The organism is Mesorhizobium sp. LCM 4577 (assembly GCF_001854795.2).
In the GTDB taxonomy this organism is placed as follows: Bacteria; Pseudomonadota; Alphaproteobacteria; order Rhizobiales; family Rhizobiaceae; genus Mesorhizobium; species Mesorhizobium plurifarium.
The window spans coordinates 160,433-180,336 of record NZ_MDDU01000056.1; the positions used below are offsets into that span (position 1 = coordinate 160,433).

At 64.4% G+C, this 19,904-nt stretch carries 21 protein-coding genes and 1 riboswitch; of the genes, 13 read left to right on the forward strand and 8 right to left on the reverse strand.

Annotated elements, in window-relative coordinates; genetic code table 11:
* Nucleotides 1–86 precede the first annotated feature (86 nt).
* Nucleotides 87–1,016 carry a glycosyltransferase family A protein gene (locus LCM4577_RS33970; RefSeq protein ID WP_040989295.1) on the reverse strand — a complete coding sequence of 310 codons (930 nt, stop codon included), beginning with the start codon at nt 1,014–1,016 and terminating at the stop codon, nt 87–89.
* A 46-nt stretch (nt 1,017–1,062) separates the two neighbouring features.
* On the opposite strand from LCM4577_RS33970, the gene LCM4577_RS33975 reads away from it, so the two are divergent.
* Entirely contained in the window at nt 1,063–1,257 is a 195-nt protein-coding gene (locus LCM4577_RS33975; protein ID WP_131803558.1) for a hypothetical protein, read from the forward strand.
* A 90-nt stretch (nt 1,258–1,347) separates the two neighbouring features.
* Nucleotides 1,348–1,668, forward strand: a complete 321-nt coding sequence (locus tag LCM4577_RS33980; RefSeq protein ID WP_041011397.1) for a DUF1330 domain-containing protein — start codon at nt 1,348–1,350, stop codon at nt 1,666–1,668.
* 119 nt (nt 1,669–1,787) lie between these two features.
* On the opposite strand, the gene LCM4577_RS33985 is transcribed toward LCM4577_RS33980, so the two are convergent.
* From LCM4577_RS33985 to LCM4577_RS34005, 5 genes are all read right to left on the reverse strand, one after another.
* Complete coding sequence (locus LCM4577_RS33985) at nt 1,788–2,780, reverse strand: glycosyltransferase family A protein (protein ID WP_071074936.1); 993 nt, start codon at nt 2,778–2,780, stop codon at nt 1,788–1,790.
* Nucleotides 2,781–2,876: 96 nt separating this feature from the next.
* Nucleotides 2,877–3,680, reverse strand: coding sequence for a Stf0 family sulfotransferase (locus tag LCM4577_RS33990; protein WP_131803560.1), 804 nt, complete (start codon nt 3,678–3,680; stop codon nt 2,877–2,879).
* A complete protein-coding gene (metW, locus tag LCM4577_RS33995) occupies nt 3,629–4,243 on the reverse strand; it encodes a methionine biosynthesis protein MetW (protein ID WP_041011284.1) in 615 nt (204 codons plus the stop codon). The genes LCM4577_RS33990 and metW overlap by 52 nt, the downstream gene beginning before the upstream one ends.
* A gap of 58 nt (nt 4,244–4,301) precedes the next feature.
* A complete protein-coding gene (locus LCM4577_RS34000) occupies nt 4,302–5,471 on the reverse strand; it encodes a homoserine O-acetyltransferase (RefSeq protein ID WP_071074937.1) in 1,170 nt (389 codons plus the stop codon).
* Between the two features lie 97 nt (nt 5,472–5,568).
* Nucleotides 5,569–5,646, reverse strand: a riboswitch (SAM riboswitch).
* A gap of 119 nt (nt 5,647–5,765) precedes the next feature.
* Nucleotides 5,766–6,620: an AraC family transcriptional regulator gene (locus LCM4577_RS34005; RefSeq protein ID WP_052468080.1), complete on the reverse strand. Its 855-nt coding sequence runs from the start codon at nt 6,618–6,620 to the stop codon at nt 5,766–5,768.
* 189 nt (nt 6,621–6,809) lie between these two features.
* On the opposite strand from LCM4577_RS34005, the gene LCM4577_RS34010 reads away from it, so the two are divergent.
* The 9 genes from LCM4577_RS34010 to LCM4577_RS34050 all read left to right on the forward strand — a co-directional run bounded on the left by LCM4577_RS34010 (nt 6,810) and on the right by LCM4577_RS34050 (nt 15,862).
* Nucleotides 6,810–7,565, forward strand: coding sequence for a phytanoyl-CoA dioxygenase family protein (locus LCM4577_RS34010; RefSeq protein ID WP_244508505.1), 756 nt, complete (start codon nt 6,810–6,812; stop codon nt 7,563–7,565).
* Between the two features lie 134 nt (nt 7,566–7,699).
* Nucleotides 7,700–8,722, forward strand: coding sequence for an ABC transporter permease (locus tag LCM4577_RS34015; RefSeq protein ID WP_071074939.1), 1,023 nt, complete (start codon nt 7,700–7,702; stop codon nt 8,720–8,722).
* A gap of 151 nt (nt 8,723–8,873) precedes the next feature.
* Nucleotides 8,874–9,842, forward strand: coding sequence for a sugar ABC transporter substrate-binding protein (locus LCM4577_RS34020; RefSeq protein WP_071074940.1), 969 nt, complete (start codon nt 8,874–8,876; stop codon nt 9,840–9,842).
* 59 nt (nt 9,843–9,901) lie between these two features.
* Nucleotides 9,902–11,419, forward strand: coding sequence for a sugar ABC transporter ATP-binding protein (locus LCM4577_RS34025; RefSeq protein ID WP_071074941.1), 1,518 nt, complete (start codon nt 9,902–9,904; stop codon nt 11,417–11,419).
* A 13-nt stretch (nt 11,420–11,432) separates the two neighbouring features.
* Nucleotides 11,433–12,383 carry a ribokinase gene (locus tag LCM4577_RS34030; RefSeq protein ID WP_244508506.1) on the forward strand — a complete coding sequence of 317 codons (951 nt, stop codon included), beginning with the start codon at nt 11,433–11,435 and terminating at the stop codon, nt 12,381–12,383.
* Complete coding sequence (gene rbsD / locus LCM4577_RS34035; protein WP_071033651.1) at nt 12,380–12,841, forward strand: D-ribose pyranase; 462 nt, start codon at nt 12,380–12,382, stop codon at nt 12,839–12,841. Before LCM4577_RS34030 ends, rbsD begins: the two co-directional genes overlap by 4 nt.
* Nucleotides 12,842–12,843: 2 nt before the next feature.
* Nucleotides 12,844–13,674: a 3-methyl-2-oxobutanoate hydroxymethyltransferase gene (locus tag LCM4577_RS34040; RefSeq protein WP_041011290.1), complete on the forward strand. Its 831-nt coding sequence runs from the start codon at nt 12,844–12,846 to the stop codon at nt 13,672–13,674.
* Between the two features lie 142 nt (nt 13,675–13,816).
* Complete coding sequence (gene hisC, locus LCM4577_RS34045; protein ID WP_071033647.1) at nt 13,817–14,920, forward strand: histidinol-phosphate transaminase; 1,104 nt, start codon at nt 13,817–13,819, stop codon at nt 14,918–14,920.
* Between the two features lie 6 nt (nt 14,921–14,926).
* Nucleotides 14,927–15,862: a prephenate/arogenate dehydrogenase family protein gene (locus LCM4577_RS34050; protein WP_198541123.1), complete on the forward strand. Its 936-nt coding sequence runs from the start codon at nt 14,927–14,929 to the stop codon at nt 15,860–15,862.
* Between the two features lie 358 nt (nt 15,863–16,220).
* On the opposite strand, the gene LCM4577_RS34055 is transcribed toward LCM4577_RS34050, so the two are convergent.
* Nucleotides 16,221–17,147: a sugar kinase gene (locus tag LCM4577_RS34055; protein ID WP_071033643.1), complete on the reverse strand. Its 927-nt coding sequence runs from the start codon at nt 17,145–17,147 to the stop codon at nt 16,221–16,223.
* A 7-nt stretch (nt 17,148–17,154) separates the two neighbouring features.
* Nucleotides 17,155–18,153: a DUF2125 domain-containing protein gene (locus tag LCM4577_RS34060; protein ID WP_041000342.1), complete on the reverse strand. Its 999-nt coding sequence runs from the start codon at nt 18,151–18,153 to the stop codon at nt 17,155–17,157.
* 119 nt (nt 18,154–18,272) lie between these two features.
* On the opposite strand from LCM4577_RS34060, the gene LCM4577_RS34065 reads away from it, so the two are divergent.
* Entirely contained in the window at nt 18,273–18,794 is a 522-nt protein-coding gene (locus LCM4577_RS34065) for a gamma-glutamylcyclotransferase (RefSeq protein ID WP_041000344.1), read from the forward strand.
* A gap of 116 nt (nt 18,795–18,910) precedes the next feature.
* Entirely contained in the window at nt 18,911–19,858 is a 948-nt protein-coding gene (locus tag LCM4577_RS34070) for an aldo/keto reductase (protein WP_071074946.1), read from the forward strand.
* The last annotated feature ends 46 nt before the right edge of the window (nt 19,859–19,904 follow it).

A 19,904-nucleotide genomic window follows, 5' to 3' on the forward strand; every position in this document is an offset into this window, starting at 1 on the left:
GGCCATGCGCTTTAGGTTTTTGATTTTACGCATGTCTTCATCCCGAAACCGGTTCCCACTTTCGGGAGACATGCTTTAGAAGGCGGTCAAACCGCCCGGGCGCCGTATTTGGCGCGGAACTCGTCGTAGCAATCGCGCCGCCAGCGGCGGCCGACGACATAGCCGCGCAAGAGCTGCGGCAGCGAATAGCCGAGCGCCTTGGACGAGCGATTTGCGAGGTAGCCGGAAAAGGCCTGCTGCAGCCGGCCCTTCAACGTGTCGGCGATGATCTGGCGAGCGATCATATAGGGCGGGACATCGGGATAGCGGTCGGCGATGTAAGGGTGCTTGTCGATCAGGTTGGCATAGGCCGCGACATAGCCGTCGCGCCGGCCGGAGATCGAGTTCTCCGAATTGTACTTCTTCCAGTCTATGTCCTCGGACAGCAGGGCGCCGCTGCGGCGGGCGAAACGCAGCAGAAGCTCGCGATCCTGCATGCGCGTGATGTCGCTGTCGTAGCCGCCGATCGCGAGCAGCGATTCGTGCCTCGCGGTGATCGCCGAGCCGGCGATGAAGATAGTCTGCGAGACCAGAGCGCGCTGCAGCGTGCTTTTGTCCAGAAAGGCCGCGCGGTTGATGCATTTGGTGCTGCGGCTGCCCTTGAGCGAGACGAACGAACTGATGAGCACTTCGAGCGAAGGGTTCTGGTCGAAGCGCGCCAGCGTCCGCTCCAGCCGGTCCGGCAGATAGACGTCGTCCGAATCGAGGAACGTAACCACCGGCGCCCGCGCGCGCTCGATGCCCGCATTGCGCGCGGCGTTGGCGCCGCGCCATTTGGCGCCGACATAAATCAGCCTCGGGTCGCGGATTTCGGCGAGCGCGGCGGCCGTCCCGTCGGTCGAACCGTCGTCGACGACAATATGCTCGAATCGGGTAAGTGTCTGCGCCAGAACGCTTTCCACCGCGCGCACGACCTGGCTGCGCCGATTGTGGGTCGGCGTGATCACTGAGATCAGCGGAACATCCTGGCTCGACATCGGGCTGCCACCACCGGTCGAATCTAGCATTTGTCGGATGGGTCTGATGGCTATCTTCGCGTCCACCTTTGATTTGCGGCCGACGCTACAAAAAAGCCACCTTTGTGTCACGCCAGGCCAGCCGAGAAATCCCGAAACCGGCGGCTTTTCCGCAACATTGCGGTTTGATGGCAACACAATTGGCTTCTCCGTTGACTTGACGGTCCGTCAGCAAGGGGCGAGGAACGGCTTGTCCCGATGACGTCCGAGGTAATCGACCGAACTACCTGGTTCCCGCATGGTGATCTCCGCGAGGCCGGCCGATCGGCTTCGATCCATCAAGGAGCAGACCATGACCGCTTACGCAGCTGCCCATATGCGCCAAGTCACGCCGGGTCCCTGGATCGTCGAGTATCTTGAGAAGATAGATGCCACGCTGGCGCCGTTCGGCGGGCGTTTCATCGTCCATGGCGGCGATGTCGAGGTTGTCGAGAACAGCTGGCCCGGACACCTGATCGTCATCGAGTTCCCGGACAGGCAGCATGCGCGGGACTGGTACAATTCGCCGGCCTATCAGGCGATCCTTTCGCTGCGCACCGGGAATTCGTTGTCCGACGTGATCTTCGTCGACGGCGTCGAGCATCCGCACAAGGCTACGGATGTACTTGGCTAGCAGAAACGGCGCCCATGTCCCGCGCAGGAAATCGGCGGGTCCTTCTGCGGTTCCGGAACTGGACTGAAAGCTAGGGCAGGCCGGCGAGCCAATCGTTACACGCTTTTGTCGAAATTGCTCTAACTATGCCCGACATAAGCGGGCACGATTTCGTCCTCATCACGAACGAGCCCGGCAGCCAGGCTGAAATGGCCAAAAAACGCCAGCGTGTAAAACGCCAGGCCGACCGCTAGCGAAAACGGGATTTGCCAAAGCGGCATACCCGTTCTCGGCGCATGGCTTATGACGCGTCGTATCGTGCGCCACGACATGGTTCCCCAGCGGCTAAACGACTTGACAACTCGCTGGGCGCGGGTGGGGGAATGGAGCTCGACGAACTTTCTGTCGGCATCCCTGCCCGTCACCAGCGCGCGCCAATAGAAGAAGCGCCAGCCGCGTGGCGAGTAGTGGTGAACGCGCGCGTCCACATTGACTATTTTGTGGCCTTCGCTCCAAAGCTGATGCATCAGCAGCGTGCACGAGACCTTAAAGCCGTTCTGTGGTGGAAATGGGTGGCTGGATATCCAGTCGTGGCGGAAGGCGACGTTGTTGGCATTGATAGCACGCTTCGAGGCGAACCTCCTGTCTCCCTCGGCCATGGGGAAGAACCAGATCAACGCGAAGGTTCGCGAAAAGAAGTCGTCATATGAAAGATAGGTGTGCCCATTCACACAGATGGTTTCAGGTTGGTCGATGAAGGGTTTCAGCAACGTTGAGAGCCAGTTCCTTTCCGGAACCGTGTCAGAATCCAGAAAAACAAGAATGCTTCCTTCGCTCGAAGGGATCCCGTTGTTCTTGAGGTCGTAGTATCTGCCGCCGGGACATGCTGCGAATGCCAGGTCAGCAACCTGCTCCAATTGTGGGGCTTCGGCTCCGATATGGCTTCGCAGCGAGACTGCGTCAGTCTCGAGGCCGCCATGCGAGATAATGACCTTCGGTCGCGCAAATCCGGTAGCGGAAACGTCGGCGATCTCACGCGCCAAGGCTTCCAACCCAAGGCCGATCTCGTCCCAGTCGATGGATTTGGCATTCTCCATCTCTATGACGATAGAATAGGTGGGGCGCTCCGCCATCGCGAGACAACCAGTTGATCAACTAGGGCTATAGCCCTGACGGCATGCTGTCAAACGATCGAGATGCAGTTCTACGCTACGAAATTGTTAAATGATCTATTTCCTTGTTCGGTATTCGAAGCTGGACGGGTCGGCATTTTCGGACAGGAAACGCTTTCGCCATTCTTCATTGAGTGCGTCGCGCTGGATTTCGAGACCTGACTGGAGCTCTGGGCCCCAGTTKGGCTCTACATCCACTAGCTGCGCCAGTTTCGTTAGGCTCCCCGCCGGATCACGCTGAACCTGCTCGTAGGTCAGGGAGAGGAAAGACAGGCCGTTCTTGGCGAACCAACCGCCCCATGCCGCGTTCTCCATCAAAAGTTTTTCCAGAGACTCTGCAATTGCCTGGCCGTTATAGCGTGGCGGTACATGACTGATTTCGGTGGATCGGAATTTGCGGGTTTGACGCGCACGTGCCCATGAGATCGCCTGGCCGAGCAGATCGTCACGGGTCAAGCGCACATAGCTCAAATTAGGAAGGCTCGCTGGCAAATTCACCTTCTTGGCAAGTTGTTTGAACTGACTCGCAAAGAGCTTGATCGCATAGACTCCGGTAGAGGATCGCCCTTCCGTCAGCGCACGCAAAAGCTGTGTGCGGGGATCTCGCGGGTAACCCGGTAACTCCAGCAGGCGTCGCCCGCCAAACCATTCCAACGGATGGCCCAGCCCGGCGGAAGCCATCAATCCCGCGAGATGATTGCTGCCGCTGCGCGGTGACGTGCAGACGAGAATTCCCGCCCGTAGCTCGGGCAGAATGTTTGGTGGGATCTTCACCACAGCCGGTGACTGACGAAAGAAACGCATTCCCGTCATCGCTTCAACAAAAACACCGCCTGCTGGCCGAAGAAGTTCCAGAACCACCAGGGCATCGACAGGCCGATCTTCTGGCCGTTGGCGTCGAGCGCGGTCGCTTTCTCGACAGTCGCGCCAAGCTCGTCGCACAGGTTGACGAAGTCGCGGATGGTGCAGAAGTGGATGTTGGGCGTGTCGTACCAGGAATAGGGCAGGTCCTTGGTGACCGGCATCCTGCCCTTGATCAGCAGCGAGAAGCGCACGCGCCAATGGCCGAAATTGGGGAAGGAGACGATGGCGCGGTTGCCGATCCGAAGCAGCTCGTCGAGCACGACCTTCGGGTTGCGCGTCGCCTGCAGCGTCTGCGAGAGCACGACGAAGTCGAAGCCCTTGTCGGCGTAGAATTTCAGATCCGTGTCGGCGTCGCCCTGGATGACCGAGAGCCCGCGCGCCACGCATTCGTTGACGCCGCGCTGCGACAGTTCCAACCCGCGGCCGTCGACCTGCTTGGTTTCCTGCAACAGTTCCAGGAGCAGGCCGTCGCCGGAGCCGACATCGAGCACGCGCGAATTGGCCGGAATAAGATCGGCGACGACCTCCAGATCGACACGCTGGGCGCGATTGACGCTCATGGCCTCGCCTCCTGCATGGCGCATGATCCCGGTCCGAAAGGTCTGCGGCTCTTCGGGGTCATACGCTGAGCCCCCTCGCACGGGCAGCGGAGGCGATGAAGCCGTTGATGGCCGCGAACAGCTCCGGCTCGTCGAGCAGGAAGGCGTCATGGCCGCGATCGGTCTCGATCTCGACGAAGGAGACCGAAGCGCCCGCCGCGTTCAAGGCATGCACGATCGAGCGGCTCTCCTCGGTCGGGAACAGCCAGTCGCTGGTGAAGGAAACCAGGCAGAAGCGCGTCTTGGTGCCGGCGAAGGCATCGGCGAGGCGGCCGCCGTGATCGGCGGCAAGGTCGAAATAGTCCATCGCGCGGGTCAGATAGAGGTAGGAATTGGCGTCGAAGCGGTCGACGAAGGTCATGCCCTGGTGCCGCAGATAGCTCTCGATCTGGAAATCGGCGTCGAAGCCGAAGGTCAACGCCTCCCGATCCTGCAAATTGCGGCCGAACTTGCGGTGGAGCGCTGCTTCCGATAGATAGGTGATGTGGGCGGCCATACGCGCGACGGCCAGCCCCTTTTCCGGGCGCTTGCCAAAATCGAGATATTTGCCGCCATGCCAGTCCGGATCGGCCATGACGGCCTGCCGGCCGACCTCATGGAAGGCGATGTTCTGCGAGGAATGGCGGGCGCCGGTGGCGATCGGCAGGGCGCAGAACACGCGCTCCGGATAGCTTGCGGCCCATTCCAGCACCTGCATGCCACCCATCGAGCCGCCAAGCACGCAAAACAGCTTTTCGATGCCGAAATGATCGATGAGCATCGCCTGCGCGCGCACCATGTCGCGGATGGTGATGATCGGCAGGTCGAGCCCATAAGGCTTGCCGGTCGCCGGATTGATCGAGGCCGGGCCGGTCGAGCCGAGGCAGCCGCCGACGACGTTGGAGCAGATGACGAAGAAGCGGTTGGTATCGATGATCTTGCCGGGACCGATCAGCACCTCCCACCAGCCCGGCTTGCCGGTCACCGGATTGGTGTTGGCGACGTGCTGGTCCCCGGTCAGCGCGTGGCAGACGAGGATGGCGTTGGAGCGCGCATCGTTGAGCGTGCCGTAGGTCTGGTAGGCGATCTGGAAAGGCGAGAGCAGGGTGCCGGCGTCGAGCTTCAGCGGCTTGTCGGGCCCGAACCGCAGCACCGGGCTCGACGGATGGTCGACCTCGTCTTTGGTTCTTGCRGCGCGCTGAGCGGCCATGTCCGTCCTCGATCCTGTGCCGCAGCGGTTTCGTCCCGATGCGGTGTCCGGCCGGCCGCGGACAACAAAAAACCGGCATTGCCGTCGCAAAGCCGGTTACAGGTTGCAAACGGCCCTTTAGCGAGTTGTTTAACGTGGCTGCAAGCCGACCGGCCAAATCACCACGGAAGTCTGGCAGTCCTTCTAGGACCAGCGCCGCGCTTCGTCAACGGGTAGCGCGGCGCTCCAATCAGTTCACCGCACCTTGTCGCAGGTTCTTGCCGGAAGGCCATGCGACGCCTTCGCGGAACCTGCTCAGCGCTTCGATGCGACACCCAGTTCACTGCGCCGCCAGGCCGAAGGCGAAATGCCAACCGATCGCTTGAATTCGCGGCCGAAATGGTAGACGTCGCAAAAGCCGCATGTCTCGGCGATCTCGGCGATCGGCTGGTCGTCCTGCACCAGCAGTGACTGCGCGTGCATCAACCGCTCGCGCATCAGCCACTGATGCGGGCTGGTGCGAAGATGGCGCTGAAACATCCGCCGGGTCTGCGACGGCCCGAGCCCGGTGACGGCCGACAGGGCCGACGCGTTCCATGCAAAGCCGAGCGCCCCGCGCATCGCTTCGATACCGGAGGCGAGCGGTTTCGGCAGGTCGTCGCTGTCCGGTCCCGCCAACGCGCGATCGATCAGGAGCAGGAATTCGGCAACCAGTTGCGAAAGGCGCAGGTCGAGGCTGGCGTCGCGGCGGCGCAGCGCGGCAAACAGGCGCTCGAACCAAGGGACCGGATTTGCTCCCTCGGCGAAGATGGCGCGCGGCGCGCCGTCTCCGAACAGCTTGCGCCGCAGGATGGCGGGCTCCGGCCCGTCCAGCCTGAACCAAAGGACTGTCCAGGGATCCCGGGGATCGGCGGAATGGACGTGCGGCGCCTCGTTCGCCATCCAGACCAGTTGACCAGGCCCGACGTCGATCCTTTGCCCAAGCGTTTCGACATAGCCGGCGCCGGCCAGGCAGTAGAGGATGTCCTGTCCGGGATAGACGGCGCGTTCTATCCGATAATCGGGTCCGGCGGCGACCTTTCCGGCGCGCAGCACGCTGAACGCGGCGCGGGTCCAGGACGGAGCCGGCACATAATGAAAACTCTCGATGACGGACGTTCTTTTTTCCATGCGCGTTTTATACAAAAAATGCGTTCCCTTTGTCCATTTTGTTCCCTGGCGGATGGACTAATTTCTCCTAACGAGCCTGGGAATGCCGGCCGGAAACGGATCGGGACCGGGCCTTCAAAGAGGTTCAGGGGCGCCCCGCCGCATCGCGGGATGCTTTAGGGTTCCAGGGAGAGAATATTGATGCTCGCGATGACCAGACATGAAGCGGAACTTTACGCACGCGACGGCTACATCATTCGCCGTGGCCTGCTGAGCGTCGGTGAAGTCGCCAATTTCCGCGACCACGCCCGCAAGCAGCTCGAAGAGGAGCAGAGCAAGGGCGGCGTGATGTCCAAGGGCGACAAGGAAGGCAAGACCACGCTCTTGAAGATGTGGACCAAGGCCGAGGACGACAAATACGGCCTGCTGGCGCGCGACGAGCGGATGGTCGATCTGGCCGAGGACGCCGTCGGCAAGCCGATCTACCTCTACAGCCACAAGATGACCATGAAGCAGCCTAACGAAGGCGGCGCATGGGAATGGCACCAGGACTTCGGCTACTGGTACAATTACGGCTGTCTGGCGCCGGAAATGATGAGCATCTACRTCGCGCTCGACAAGGCGACGCGTGAAAACGGCTGCCTTCAGGTGCTCAAGGGCACGCACAAGCTCGGCCRCCTCAACCACATCCGCGAAAACGAGCAGACCAATGTCGAGCAGGAGCATCTGGAAGCTGCCCTGAAGCGCTTCGAGCACGTCTATGTCGAGATGGAGGCGGGCGACGCCCTGGTCTTCGACGGCAACCTGCTGCACCGCTCGGACGCCAACCGCTCCGACACGTATCGCTGGGGCTACATCTGCTCCTACAACGCGGTCGAGAACGCGCCCTTCAAGAAGGTGCGCGAATACGGCAACTACGAACAATTGCGCAAGGTGCCTGCCGGGTCTTTCCAGCAGGCCTCCTGAGCAAGCACGACCGGGCACGAGCCCGGCTCTGAGGACATCGACCCGGGCTTGGGCCCAGGCCACGGATCGATGGGAAGATGAAGAACAGCGACGGACGGCTGCAGCCGTTGCGCCGCCGTCGAGGGAGGAATGGGATGGCCGATACGGTCAGGAGCGGCGCGCGCGCGGCAGCCGCAGGCCGGTTTGAATTGTCGCGACTCTTGCGGGTCCGTGAGGCTGGCGTGTTCATCGCGCTGGTCGTGATCTGCTTGTTCCTGACCTTCGCGACCGACGGCTTCCTCACCTCGCTGAACCTCTTGAACATCGGCCGCCAGGTCTCGCTGCTCGGGATCATGGCGGTCGGCATGACGTTCGTGCTGATCTCCGGCGAGGTGGATCTCTCCGTCGGATCGACCTACGCTTTTTCCGGGCTTGCCACCGGCATGCTGATCATCGCTGGCTGGGGGTTGTTGCCGGCACTCGCGGTCGGCCTCTTCACCGGCGTCGTCATCGGCATCATCAACGGCATCCTGTCGACCTACGGCCGCCTGCCCTCGCTCATCGCCACGCTCGGCATGCTCAGCATCGTCCGCGGCGCCGCGCTCATCCTGACCAACGGCCAGCCCGTCACCGTCAATGCGCGCAACGGCGCGCTTCCCGACGTTCTCGAGACCTTCAGCTTCATGGGGCAGGGCTATCTGTTCAGCATCATTCCGATGCAGCTCGTGTTCTTCGCCATCATCGCCGTGCTGGCTTGGCTGGTGCTTTCCTACTCGAATTTCGGTTTCAGGGTGTATGCCGTGGGCGGCAGCGCCAAGGCGGCGCGCGTGTCGGGCATTTCCGTCAACACCGTGAAGATCTGGGCCTTCGTGCTGATGGGGCTGCTGGCCGCCTTCGCCGGTATCCTCAGCCTCGCCTTCCTGCCGAGCGGACAGGCCGGCCGCACCGGCCTCGGGCTGGAGCTCGACGTCATTGCCGCGACCATTGTCGGCGGCGCCTCGCTGTCGGGCGGCGAAGGCACCATCCTTGGGACCATACTCGGCGTGCTGATCATCGGCGTGATGCGCAACGGCCTTGTGCTGATGGGCGTGTCGCCCTTCGTGCAGGAGCTGATGATCGGCCTCGTCATCATCATCGCCGTCGGTATCGACAAATGGACCACGCGACGCGCGGCCTAGAAGCGGATCCAGGTTTCAGGCCGCATCGACCTGATATCTGAATCCGGTTCTAAATCAAGGAGATAGAGCATGATGTCGTCCGAAGGCCGCTGCACACTTTTCGGCATCATATTCTAAGGGCAATCAAGCCAAACAAGAGGGAGGACTATCCATGAAAATCAGACACGTCATTCTCGCGGCGGCGCTCAGTCTGCTGCCGGCGCTCGCGCATGCCGAGGCCAAGCTCGCCGATTTCTCGCTCGCCGAGCGCATCAAGGCCAAGATCGCCGCCGGCCAGCCGCTCGACATCTACGTCTCCTACCATGACGTCTCGAACGAGTTCGCGCCGTTCATGAAGGCCGGCGTCCAGCGCGCGGCCACTTCGGACAAGGTCAACGTGCAGTTCATCGGCCCGGTCGGCGCCGACGCCGACGGCCAGATCAGTGAGATCGAGACGCTGATGGGCAAGATGGACGGCCTGGCGATTTCGTCGGTGTCGACCGACGCGCTGGCGCCGCTGATCGACAAGGTGATCGCCGCCGGCATCCCGGTCGTCACCTTCAACACCGACAATCCCGAAAGCAAGCGCCTGGCTTTCGCCGGCCAGGACCTCGTGCAGTCGGGCCGCGAGGCCGGCAAGCTGATGGCCAAGGTCCTCGGCGGCAAGGGCAAGGTGATGATCACCACCATCGACGCCGCCGCCCAGTGGTCGCTCGACCGTGAGAAAGGCGCGCGCGAGGCGCTGAAGGCCGAGCCCGGCATCGAGGTGGTCAGCACGCTGAACACCGGCACCGATCCGCAGAAGATCTATTCGGCGATCGAGAACGCCATGCTGGCGAACCCGTCGATCTCCGGCGTCCTGTCGCTGGAATGCTGCTCCACTCCCGCCGCCGGCACCTGGGTCGAGCGCAACAAGGCGGCCGACAAGGTGAAGGTGGTCGGCTTCGACCTGCTCGACCAGACCGTGCAGCTCGTGCAGAGCGGCGACGTGCAGGCCACGATCGACCAGGCTCCGGAAAAGCAGGGCTTCGCCGCGGTCGACCTCCTCGTCCAGTTCCTCAAGGGGCAGGCGATCGAGAACCTCGACACCGGCGTCGGCGTCTACACCAAGGAGAACATCGCCGAGGTGGCCAAGAAGTAACAACGCCAGCGTGACGGACCGGCGGGCCGCAGGTTCCGCCGGCCCGTCGAGCCAGCTCGATGACGGCCGCCCCATCCCTCGCAAACATCGTCGAGATCGCCGGAGTAACCAAGCGGTTCCCCGGCGTGCTCGCGCTTGACCGTATCTCCGTCGGCTTCCGGGCCGGCGAGGTTCACGCCGTGATCGGCGAGAACGGCGCCGGCAAGTCGACCCTGATGAACATCCTGGCCGGGGACCTGCGCCCCGACGGCGGCAAGCTGCTGGTCGACGGCCGGGAGGTGAAACTATCCTCTCCGCTCGACAGCCGCGCCCACGGCATCACCGTCGTCTATCAGGAGCTGGCGCTCTGCCCGACGATGAGCGTGGCCGAAAACATCATGATGTCGGACATGGCGGCGTGCTCGGCCGTTTCGCTGCTGCCGCGCGACATGATGCGGCGCAAGGCGCGCGACGCGCTCACCCGGCTCGGCATGGGCGGCCTCGACCCCGACACCAAGGTCGGCCGCCTGTCGGTCGCCGAGATGCAACTGGTCGAGATCGCCGGCGCCATCCGCCAGAACGCCCGCGTGCTCGTGCTGGACGAGCCGAACTCGGCGCTTTCCAAACGCGAAAGCGAAAGGCTGTTCGAGGTCGTCAGGCAGCTTCGCGCCGAGGGCGTGACCGTCATCTACGTATCGCACCATCTGCGCGAGGTGCTGGATATCGCCGACCGCGTCACGGTGATGCGCGACGGCCGCACGATCGTGACGATGGACAATGAGGGCCTGTCCGAGGACCAGCTCATCCGGGCCATGGTCGGCCGCGACCTTGACGCCGCCCTGCAATGGTCGCTTCAGGCCGAACCCAGGCCTGAAGGCGAGGACGCCGTGCTGAAGGTCGAGAACCTCGAGGCGGCGGGGCTGGAGGATGTTTCCTTCAGCGTGCGCGCCGGCGAGATACTCGGCATCGGCGGGCTTCCCGATTCCGGCAAGGACGCGCTTGGCGACGCGCTTTTCGGGCTCTGCGCCCGGCGCGGCAAGGTCACGATCGACGGCAAGGACCTGCGCGGCGCCGATCCRCTCGCCGCGATCCGCCTCGGCATGTCCTTCGTTCCGGCCGACCGGCGCGGTTCCGGCGGCCTTCTGCGGATGAGCGTGGCCGACAATGTCGTCTCCGCCTCGCTGCCGCGCTTTTCGCTGGCCGGCTTCGTGCGGCGCGGCGCGGTGAAACGCGAGGCCCGCGCCCAGGTCGCGCGGCTCGATGCGCGGATTTCACATCTCGGCCAGAAGCTGGGAACGCTTTCGGGCGGCAACCAGCAGAAGATCATCCTCGGCCGCAGTCTCGTCACCAATCCACGCGTGCTGGTGCTGCACGAGCCGACGCGCGGCATCGATGTCGGCGCCAAGGCGGAAATCTACTCGATCCTGCGCGGCATCGCCGGCGAAGGCATGGCGATCGTCATGATCTCCTCGGAGATACCGGAGTTGATCATGAATGCAGAACGCGTGCTTGTGCTGCGCGACGGCCGCGTGTCGGGCGACCTCACCGGCCAGGCTATCAACGAGACGGCGATCCTCGCGCGCGCCATGACATCCTGAAACGGGAATGCGGATGACCAAGCCAAAGATAACCATCGTCGGCAGCTTCGCGGTCGGGCTGACCATGCGGGCGCCCAAGCTGCCGATTTTCGGCGAAACCATGCTCGGCACCGATTTCGACATGGGTCCGGGCGGCAAGGGGTCCAACCAGGCCGTCGCGACGGCGCGCCTGGGCGCGTCGTCGTCGCTGCTCGCCATCCTCGGCACCGACAAGCTCGCCAGCATCGCCACCGACCTCTATGCGGCCGAAGGCGTCGACACCAGCCTTGTGACCACGCGAACGGAGCGGGCGACAGGCGTCGGCTTCATCATCCTCAACGACAAGGGCGAGAACTTCATCATCCTCGACATGGGCGCCAACGAGTTGATGGACGCGGCCACTGTCGACACGGCCGAGGCGCGCATCGCCGAGAGCGATGTCGTCATGACCGTGCTGGAGGTGCCGACGGCCGCCGCCACGCGGGCGATGGAGCTCGGCCGCAAGCATGGCGCAAGGACGATCCTCAACCCGGCGCCGGCGCGCCAGCTGCCCGATACGATCTTCGCCTGGGTCGACTACCTCACTCCGAATGAAAGCGAGCTGCGCATCCTGCTCGGCCTGCCAGCCGACGACCCAAGGTCTTCGCGCGAGCTTGCGCGGGAATTGYGGCGGCGCGGTGTGCGCAACGTCGTCGTCACCCTCGGCCGCAGCGGCGCGCTGATCCTGACCGACGAGATCGATATCATGGTGCCGGCGGTGCCGGTGGAGGTCACCGACACGACCGGCGCGGGCGACGCCTTCAATTCGGGCTTCGCCATGGCGCTCGCCGAAGGCCGCGATATCGTCGAGGCCGTGCGTTTCGGCGTCGTCTGCGGCGCGATCGCTTGCACCAGGCTCGGCGTTATTCCCGGCCTGCCCCAGCGCGCCCAGGCCGACGCGCTTTATGCCGAAGCCATGAAAACCGTATGGAAGGAGCAACCGTGAACCGCAACCGACTGCTTAACGCCGAACTCGCCCACGCCATCGCCTGCATGGGGCATGGCGACCTGATGATCGTCTGCGACGCGGGTTTCCCCATTCCTTCCAGCGCATGGCGCATCGACCTCGCGATTGCGCCCGACGTTCCCGATCTCGAGACCGTGCTGACGCCGATCGCGGCCAACCTGATCGCGGAACGCGTCGCCTATGCCGACACGCTGCCGGTGCACAACGCGCCGCTGCTTGCGAAGGTGAAGCGCCTGTTCCCGGACGCCGACCATGAAACCGTCAAGCACGAGGCCATCCTCAGCGAGATGGCGGCCAGGGCCAAGGTGATCGTGCGCACCGGCGCCTTCGACCCCTGGGGCAACATCCTGCTCTATTCCGGTGTCGACGTTCCGGCCTGGTTCTCCAAGCCTGGCGTTGTCGCTCCCGATTACTACGCCAAGAAGCTCAAGGGCTGAGTGTGCCGAGGATCTTCGATTTCGGCGGCCGCGAGGTCGAACGCAGCATCACCGTCGCCGGCCTGCGCGCATTGCGGCAGGCCGGCCGGCGCGTCGCCCAGGCGACAGCCGAGACGGCGGACGAGGCGGCCGCGGCCGAGGCGGCCGGCATCGAGATGGTGGTCTGCCGGGCCGCCAACGTCGCCCGCGTCCGCGAGGGGTCGCGCCGCGTCTTCGTGACGGCCGCGCTCGGTTTCGCCGACGCGGTGACCGGCGACGAAATCCTGCGCACCGCTTTTTCGGCGATCACGTCCGGGGCGGACGCGGTCATCACCGGCCGCGGCTTCGACACAGTGCGCATGCTGGCCAATGAACGGATACCCGTCATGGGCCATCTCGGTTTCGTGCCGCGCAAGTCGACCTGGGTCGGTAGCATCCGGGCGGTCGGCAAGACCGCGGCCGAGGCGGTGGAGCTCTGGGACCAGTTCCGGCGCCTCGAGGATGCCGGCGCCTTTGCGGTCGAGTGCGAGATCATACCGGCAGCGCTGATGGCGGAAATCCACCGCCGCACCGCGCTGGTGACCGTGTCGCTCGGCTCGGGCGCCGAGGCGGACGTCATTTTCCTGTTCACGTCGGACATCTGCGGCGAGTCGGCTCGCCTCCCCCGACACGCGCGGGCCTGGGGCAAGCTGGCTGCGTTGCACCAGCAGGTACGCGACGCCCGGATCGACGCGCTCACGGCCTTCCGCAGGGAGGTCGACGGCGGCAGCTACCCCGGCAAGGCCGAGATCGCCGCCATTGCCGATGAAGAGCTGCAGGGGTTCCGCGCCGCCGTCGATTCGGCGAAGCAGTGACCGGCTCCTGAGGCGCCGCGCGATTTTCAAGGCCCCGATCCTCGCGAGCGGCCCGCTTACGCCAGGCGCCGGCACTCGACATTCCAGCCCGTGGCCTGTATTCCCGCTGCGGCCTTGAAGGCCTTCTCGACGGATTTGTGACATGAAGCAGGATCAGCCCCGTCCGACGCCCCGCGCGGGCATCATGGACATCGAGGCCTATGTGCCGGGAAAAAGCACGGCGCCGGCCGGCGTGACGAAAGTCTACAAGCTGTCGTCGAACGAAAATCCGCTGGGGCCCTCGCCGAAGGCGATCGAGGCCGCGCGCGAAGTGGCGGCGAAGCTCGACGTCTATCCCGACGGCACGGCGCGGCGGCTGCGCGAGGCGATCGCCGAGGTGCATGGTCTGAACCCGGCCAACATCATCTGCTCCAACGGCTCCGACGAAATCCTGGGGCTGCTGGCGCAGACCTATCTCGCGCCGGGCGACGAGGCCGTGTTCACCGAACACGCCTTCATGGTCTACAAGATCTACATCCAGGCGGCGGGTGCCAAGCCGGTGGCGGTGAAGGAAACCGACGAGCGCGCCGATGTCGACGCGATCCTCGCGGCCGTGACACCGGCGACACGCATCGTCTTCCTCGCCAACCCGAACAACCCGACCGGAACCTACGTGCCGTTCCAGGAGGTACGCCGGCTGCACGCGGCATTGCCGAAAAACGTCCTGCTGGTGCTCGACGCGGCCTATGCCGAATATGTCCGGCGCAACGACTACGAAGCCGGCATCGAGCTGGCCGGCAGCTCCGAGAACGTGGTGATGACCCGCACCTTCTCCAAGCTCGGCCTCGGCGGCGCCCGCATCGGCTGGATGTACGGGCCGGCGCATATCGTCGATGCCATCAACCGCATCCGCGGCCCGTTCAACGTCAATGCCACCGCGATCGAGGCCGGCATCGCCGCGATCCGCGACCGCGCCCATATCGAGCGCAGCGTGGCGCATAACGAGAAATGGCTGGCCTGGCTGAGCACCGAGCTGACCGGGCTCGGCCTGCGCGTCACGCCCAGCGTCGGCAATTTCGTGCTGATCCATTTTCCCGACGGCGAGAAGCATTCGGCGGCGGCCGCGGACGATTATCTGAGCGCGCGCGGCTATATCCTGCGGCGCGTCACCGGCTACGGCTTCCCCAACGCGCTGCGCATGAGCGTCGGCACCGAGGAAGCAAATCGCGGCGTCATCGATGCGCTCAAGACCTTCCTGAAAAGCTAGAACGCCATGGCATCACCGATGTTCGAGAAAATAGCGCTGGTCGGCATCGGCCTGATCGGCTCGTCGCTCGCCCGCGTCATCCGCCGCGAGGGGCTTGCCAGGCACATCGCCATCGCGACGCGCAGCGCTTCGACGCTGAAGCGCGCCGAGGAGCTCGGTCTCGGCGATTCCTACTCGACAGACGCCAGGGAAGCGGTGCGCGATGCCGACCTCGTCATCGTCTCGGTGCCGGTCGGCTCGTCCGGCGAGGTCGCGGCCGAGATCGCGCCGGCGCTGAAGAAAGGCGCCATCCTGACCGATGTCGGCTCGACCAAGGCCTCGGTGATCGYGCAGATGCAGCCGCATGTGCCGGCGGGCGTGCACTTCATCCCCGGCCATCCGCTGGCCGGCACGGAAAAGTCCGGGCCCGATGCCGGCTTCGCCGATCTCTTCGAGAACCGCTGGTGCATCTTCACGCCGCTGCCGGGCACCGATCCCGCCACGCTCGAGACGCTTTCGGAATTCTGGCGGCGCTGCGGCTCCAACATCGACACGATGGATCCGCAGCATCACGACATGACGCTCGCGATCGTTTCGCATCTGCCGCATATCATCGCCTACAACATCGTCGGCACGGCGGACGATCTGGAAGCGGTGACCAAGAGCGAGGTCATCAAATATTCCGCTTCCGGTTTCCGCGATTTCACCCGCCTTGCCGCCTCCGATCCGACCATGTGGCGGGACGTGTGCCTGCACAACAAGGACGCGATCCTGGAGATGCTGGCGCGTTTTTCGGAGGATCTCGCCTCGCTGCAACGCGCGATCCGCTGGGGCGACGGCGAGAAGCTGTTCGACCTCTTCACCCGCACGCGCGCCATCCGCCGCTCGATCATCGAGGCCGGCCAGGATATCGACGTGCCGGACTTTGGCCGCCAGGCCGTCGAGCATCCGGCCAAGTCGTAGGCTGGTTCCTTAATTTCTCGGCACCGGACTTTGACCGGTCGACTATGTCTGCATTGGCAGCCTTGGAGATTGGCTGAGGCCTCCCAACCTCGTCATTCTATGGCGGAGCAAGGAGCGAAGCGACGCAGCGCAGACCATAGAATCCATGCCGCGACTTGGAAGCGTTGCCGCGGTGCAGAATTCTGCTCCGTTGCACGCCTTGGCGAAGGTAGCGGCATGGATACCAGGGTCTTCGCGACGGAGCTTCGCTCCTGCTCCGCCCTGGAATGACGATCGCGATGGGCGTTTCGGCCAATCTCCGAGGCATCCACCTGCCAACGCGAACGGAGCCGATCGGTCAAATCCCTGTGCCGTGCCGCTACCCTTGTTCCGATGGTGGCCAGTGCGCCGCCATCATGGCCAGCGTCTCGGCCCTGTCCGGCGCGCCCAGCCGGCCGCCGAAGCGCAGGCATTTGAGCGCGGCGGCGGCGCTGGCAAAGCGCAAGGCCTTCTCCATGGGCATGGCCTCGGCGAGGCCGACGGCAAAAGCGCCGTGGAAGACGTCGCCGGCGGCGAGCGTGTCGATCGCCTTGACCTTCGGCGCCTCGACATGGCGTACGCGCCCGGTCGTCCGGTCATGCCACCAGGTGCCGGCAGCGCCGCCGGTCACCGCGACAAAGGCGTCGGTGCGCGAGGCGAGGTCGGCGCAGGCGCTTTCGGGGTCGAGCGCGTGGCCGCAGACGATGCGGGCCGCGGGCTCCGAGGCGACGATGTGCGAGGCCAAGGGCAAGAGCCGCTCCAGCACCTCGACGGGCGCGGTATCGGCATCGAGGATCGCCGGGCGGCCGATCGATCGGGCCGCGCTCAAGGCGAGCGCCGCGGCGCCCGGCCAGCGGACATCCACCAGCACGGCATCGAAGGCGGAAAGATCGGCAAGCGGCAAAGCCTCGGGATCGGCTTGCGCCTTTTTGTCGTAGAAGGGGACGATGATGCGCTCGCCATGCGCGTCCACCACGATCGCGGCCAGCGCCGACCGCGCGCCGGCGACGCGGCGGATGAGACTGCAGTCGACGCCTTCGGCCTCTATGTCGGCGATCAGCTGGTCGCCGACCGGATCGTCGCCCGTGCTCGCCCAGAGCGAGACCTCGGCGCCAAGGCGATGCGCGGCGCAGGCGGCGCTCGTCGCCATGCCGGAGGCGATCTGGACGCCGTCGCTGGCGATGAACTTGCCTTGATGCGCCGGCAGCGTCTCGACGCGCAGGATCGTGTCGAGGGTGAAGGCGCCGACGCTGAGCAGTCTCGCCATCGCTGCTTTACTCGACCGGCTTGATCTTGCCGAGTGGGATAAAGCCCAGCGAAGCCTTGCTCTTGACGATCTTCAGCGGCAGGGACGGCTCCTTGCCAAGCATGGCGATTCCGGCAAATCCCTGCTCGATCTCGCTCTTGTGCTCCGGGATGGCACCGCCAAGGATGGCGGCCACTGCCTTGGGGTCCTTGAGTTTGATGGTCAGGCTTGCATCGATCAGGCCTTCCGCGTCGACGGAGACCGGCCCGGACACGGTGATGCGCGCGGTTCCCGACGACAGGTCGAGCCTGGCGATGTCGATCGACTGGCCGCGCAGGCTCTTCGGCGGCGTCGCGATCAACGCTACGCCGTTCTTCAGCGTTACGTCGCCACTGCCGTCCAGCGCCGGCAGCACGCGTCCGTCGATGGCATCCGCATTGATCTCCAGATCGCCGAAGCTGCCGACATAGTTGATGTCCTGGCCGACTGGCTGCAGCTGGCCTGCCGCCTTGCCGGCGCTGAACAATTGCATCGGATCCGTGTCGTCCTGCGGATCGGTCTGGCCGTTCAGGCCTTCGGCCCGCAGCGAGACGCTCCTTGGCAGCGGCCACCACACTTTGACATTGGCCTGCAACTGGTCCCAGTCGATCCAGAGCGGTGGCATGCCGGGCGCCATCGTCCGCAGCGGCCCGCGCAGGTCGGCGACCGGCGACAAAGGCCCGGTGATCGCGGCGACGGCGTTGAAGCTTCCGGTGGAGGCCGCGACCTTCCGGGCGTCGTCCTCGTAGGCGATGTTGTCGCAGGAGACCGTGAAGCTCATCGGATAGCCGCTGACGGTGAGGTTGGCGCAGCCAGCGGCGATGCCCTTGCCGCCCAATCGCGCCACCGCCTGGTCGGCTTCGGTCTTGAGCCTGCCGGCAAGATAGAACCAGCCGCCGCTGTAGATGGCGAACAGCACGACGATGAACGCGGCGAGCCAGAACAGCCGGCGGCGGGGTTTGGGCGATCGCTCGTCACTTGACGTCATGCTGCGGCTCTCGTTAACCCCGGCGAGCGGGCGTTTACCAATACGCAAACAAGCGGGGGACAGAAGAAGCACCTTGTCGGTGCGGTGTCGTTCACTCGAATGCGATCAGGCTTGGCGATATGGGCGATTTTTGGGTTTTTGGCTATGGGTCGCTGATCTGGCGGCCCGGATTTGCCCATGTCGAGACGCGCCGCGCCCGGCTTTACGGCTATCGCCGCTCGCTTTGCGTCTATTCCTTCGTGCATCGCGGCACGCGGGAGCGGCCGGGCCTGGTGCTCGGCCTCGACCGGGGCGGCTCCTGCATCGGCCTCGCCTACCGCGTTCCCGGCAATCTGCGCGACGAGGTGCTTTCCTATCTGCGCGAACGCGAGCTGGTGACCAGCGTCTATCTCGAACGCATGCTGGACGTCCGGCTGCATGGCGGCAGTACAGTCGAGGCGGTTGCCTACATCGTCGACCGGCAGCATGAGCAATATGCCGGGGCGCTCGACGCCGGTCACGCGGCAGGTATCGTTCGCGGCGCCGTTGGCCAATCCGGCCGGAACGAGGATTACGTCTTGAGCACGCTCGAGCATCTCGAGGCGCTCGGCATTCGCGATCACTGGCTGGAAGAGGTGGGTCGTCAGGTCTCGCCTTCGTGAAGCGCKGGTCCGATCAAAAAGCAAAACCATGCCTTTGACCTTGTCCGGCCACGACCTAGCTTACCGGCATCCCATCCTTGGGCGTCAGGCCCGTTCCAGCATCACGGAGATCAGTCTTGCAGAAACGTCGTCTCGGTCGCACCGACCTTTCCATCGCGCCGCTGGTCCTGGGCGGTAACGTCTTCGGCTGGACCGCCGACGAGAAGACCTCCTTCGATCTGCTCGACCGGTTCGTCGCGGCAGGCTTCAACGCCATCGACACGGCCGATTCCTATTCGCGCTGGGTTCCCGGCAACAAGGGCGGCGAATCGGAAACCATCATCGGCAACTGGATGAAGAGCCGCGGCAACCGCGATCAAATCGTCGTCATCACCAAGGTCGGCTCCGATATGGGGCAAGGCAAGAAGGACCTCTCCGCCGCCTATATCGAAAAGGCGGTCGACGCGTCGCTGAAGCGGCTGCAAACCGACGTCATCGACCTCTATTTGTCGCACTGGCCTGATCCTGCCACGCCCTATGAGGAAACGCTCGGCGCGTATCAGCGGCTGCTCGAAAAGGGCAAGATACGCTATCCAGGCTGCTCCAATCTCGATGCCGGCCAGTTGCGCGCCGCGCTCGACGTCGCCAGCCTGCGCAGCCTGCCGCGCTACGAGGTGCTGCAGCCCGAATACAATTTGTACGATCGTTCGTCGCTCGACGGACCGCTGCTTGACCTGTGCAAGGCCGAGGATATCGGCGTCATCACCTATTTCAGCCTGGCCAAGGGATTTTTGAGCGGCAAATACCGCAGCAAGGCCGATCTCGGCCAAAGCACGCGCGGCGAGGGCGTCGCCGGCTACCTCAACGAGCGCGGCATGCGCATCCTTGCCGCGCTCGATGCCGTGGCCGAGCGCCATTCGGCCAAGCAGGCGGAAGTGGCGCTGGCCTGGATCATCGCACGGCCGGGTGTCACCGCGCCGATCGCCAGCGCGACGACGCCGGCCCAGATGGACAGTCTGATCCGCGCCGCGTCGTTGAAGCTTTCGCCTGACGATATCGGGGCGCTAGACCGCGCGAGTAGCTAGCGCCTTCGTGCACGATCGTCCAAGACGGTCATGACACACCCTCGTA

Coding starts and splice junctions, on each gene's coding strand:
- LCM4577_RS34015 (WP_071074939.1), top strand. CDS start 7,700: ATGGCCGATACGGTCAGGAGCGGCGCGCGCGCGGCAGCCGCAGGCCGG.
- LCM4577_RS33980 (WP_041011397.1), top strand. CDS start 1,348: ATGACCGCTTACGCAGCTGCCCATATGCGCCAAGTCACGCCGGGTCCC.
- LCM4577_RS34005 (WP_052468080.1), bottom strand. CDS start 6,620: ATGGAAAAAAGAACGTCCGTCATCGAGAGTTTTCATTATGTGCCGGCT.
- LCM4577_RS34020 (WP_071074940.1), top strand. CDS start 8,874: ATGAAAATCAGACACGTCATTCTCGCGGCGGCGCTCAGTCTGCTGCCG.
- LCM4577_RS33985 (WP_071074936.1), bottom strand. CDS start 2,780: ATGGCGGAGCGCCCCACCTATTCTATCGTCATAGAGATGGAGAATGCC.
- LCM4577_RS33975 (WP_131803558.1), top strand. CDS start 1,063: ATGGCTATCTTCGCGTCCACCTTTGATTTGCGGCCGACGCTACAAAAA.
- LCM4577_RS34055 (WP_071033643.1), bottom strand. CDS start 17,147: ATGGCGAGACTGCTCAGCGTCGGCGCCTTCACCCTCGACACGATCCTG.
- LCM4577_RS34060 (WP_041000342.1), bottom strand. CDS start 18,153: ATGACGTCAAGTGACGAGCGATCGCCCAAACCCCGCCGCCGGCTGTTC.
- hisC (WP_071033647.1), top strand. CDS start 13,817: ATGAAGCAGGATCAGCCCCGTCCGACGCCCCGCGCGGGCATCATGGAC.
- LCM4577_RS34065 (WP_041000344.1), top strand. CDS start 18,273: ATGGGCGATTTTTGGGTTTTTGGCTATGGGTCGCTGATCTGGCGGCCC.
- LCM4577_RS33970 (WP_040989295.1), bottom strand. CDS start 1,016: ATGTCGAGCCAGGATGTTCCGCTGATCTCAGTGATCACGCCGACCCAC.
- metW (WP_041011284.1), bottom strand. CDS start 4,243: ATGAGCGTCAATCGCGCCCAGCGTGTCGATCTGGAGGTCGTCGCCGAT.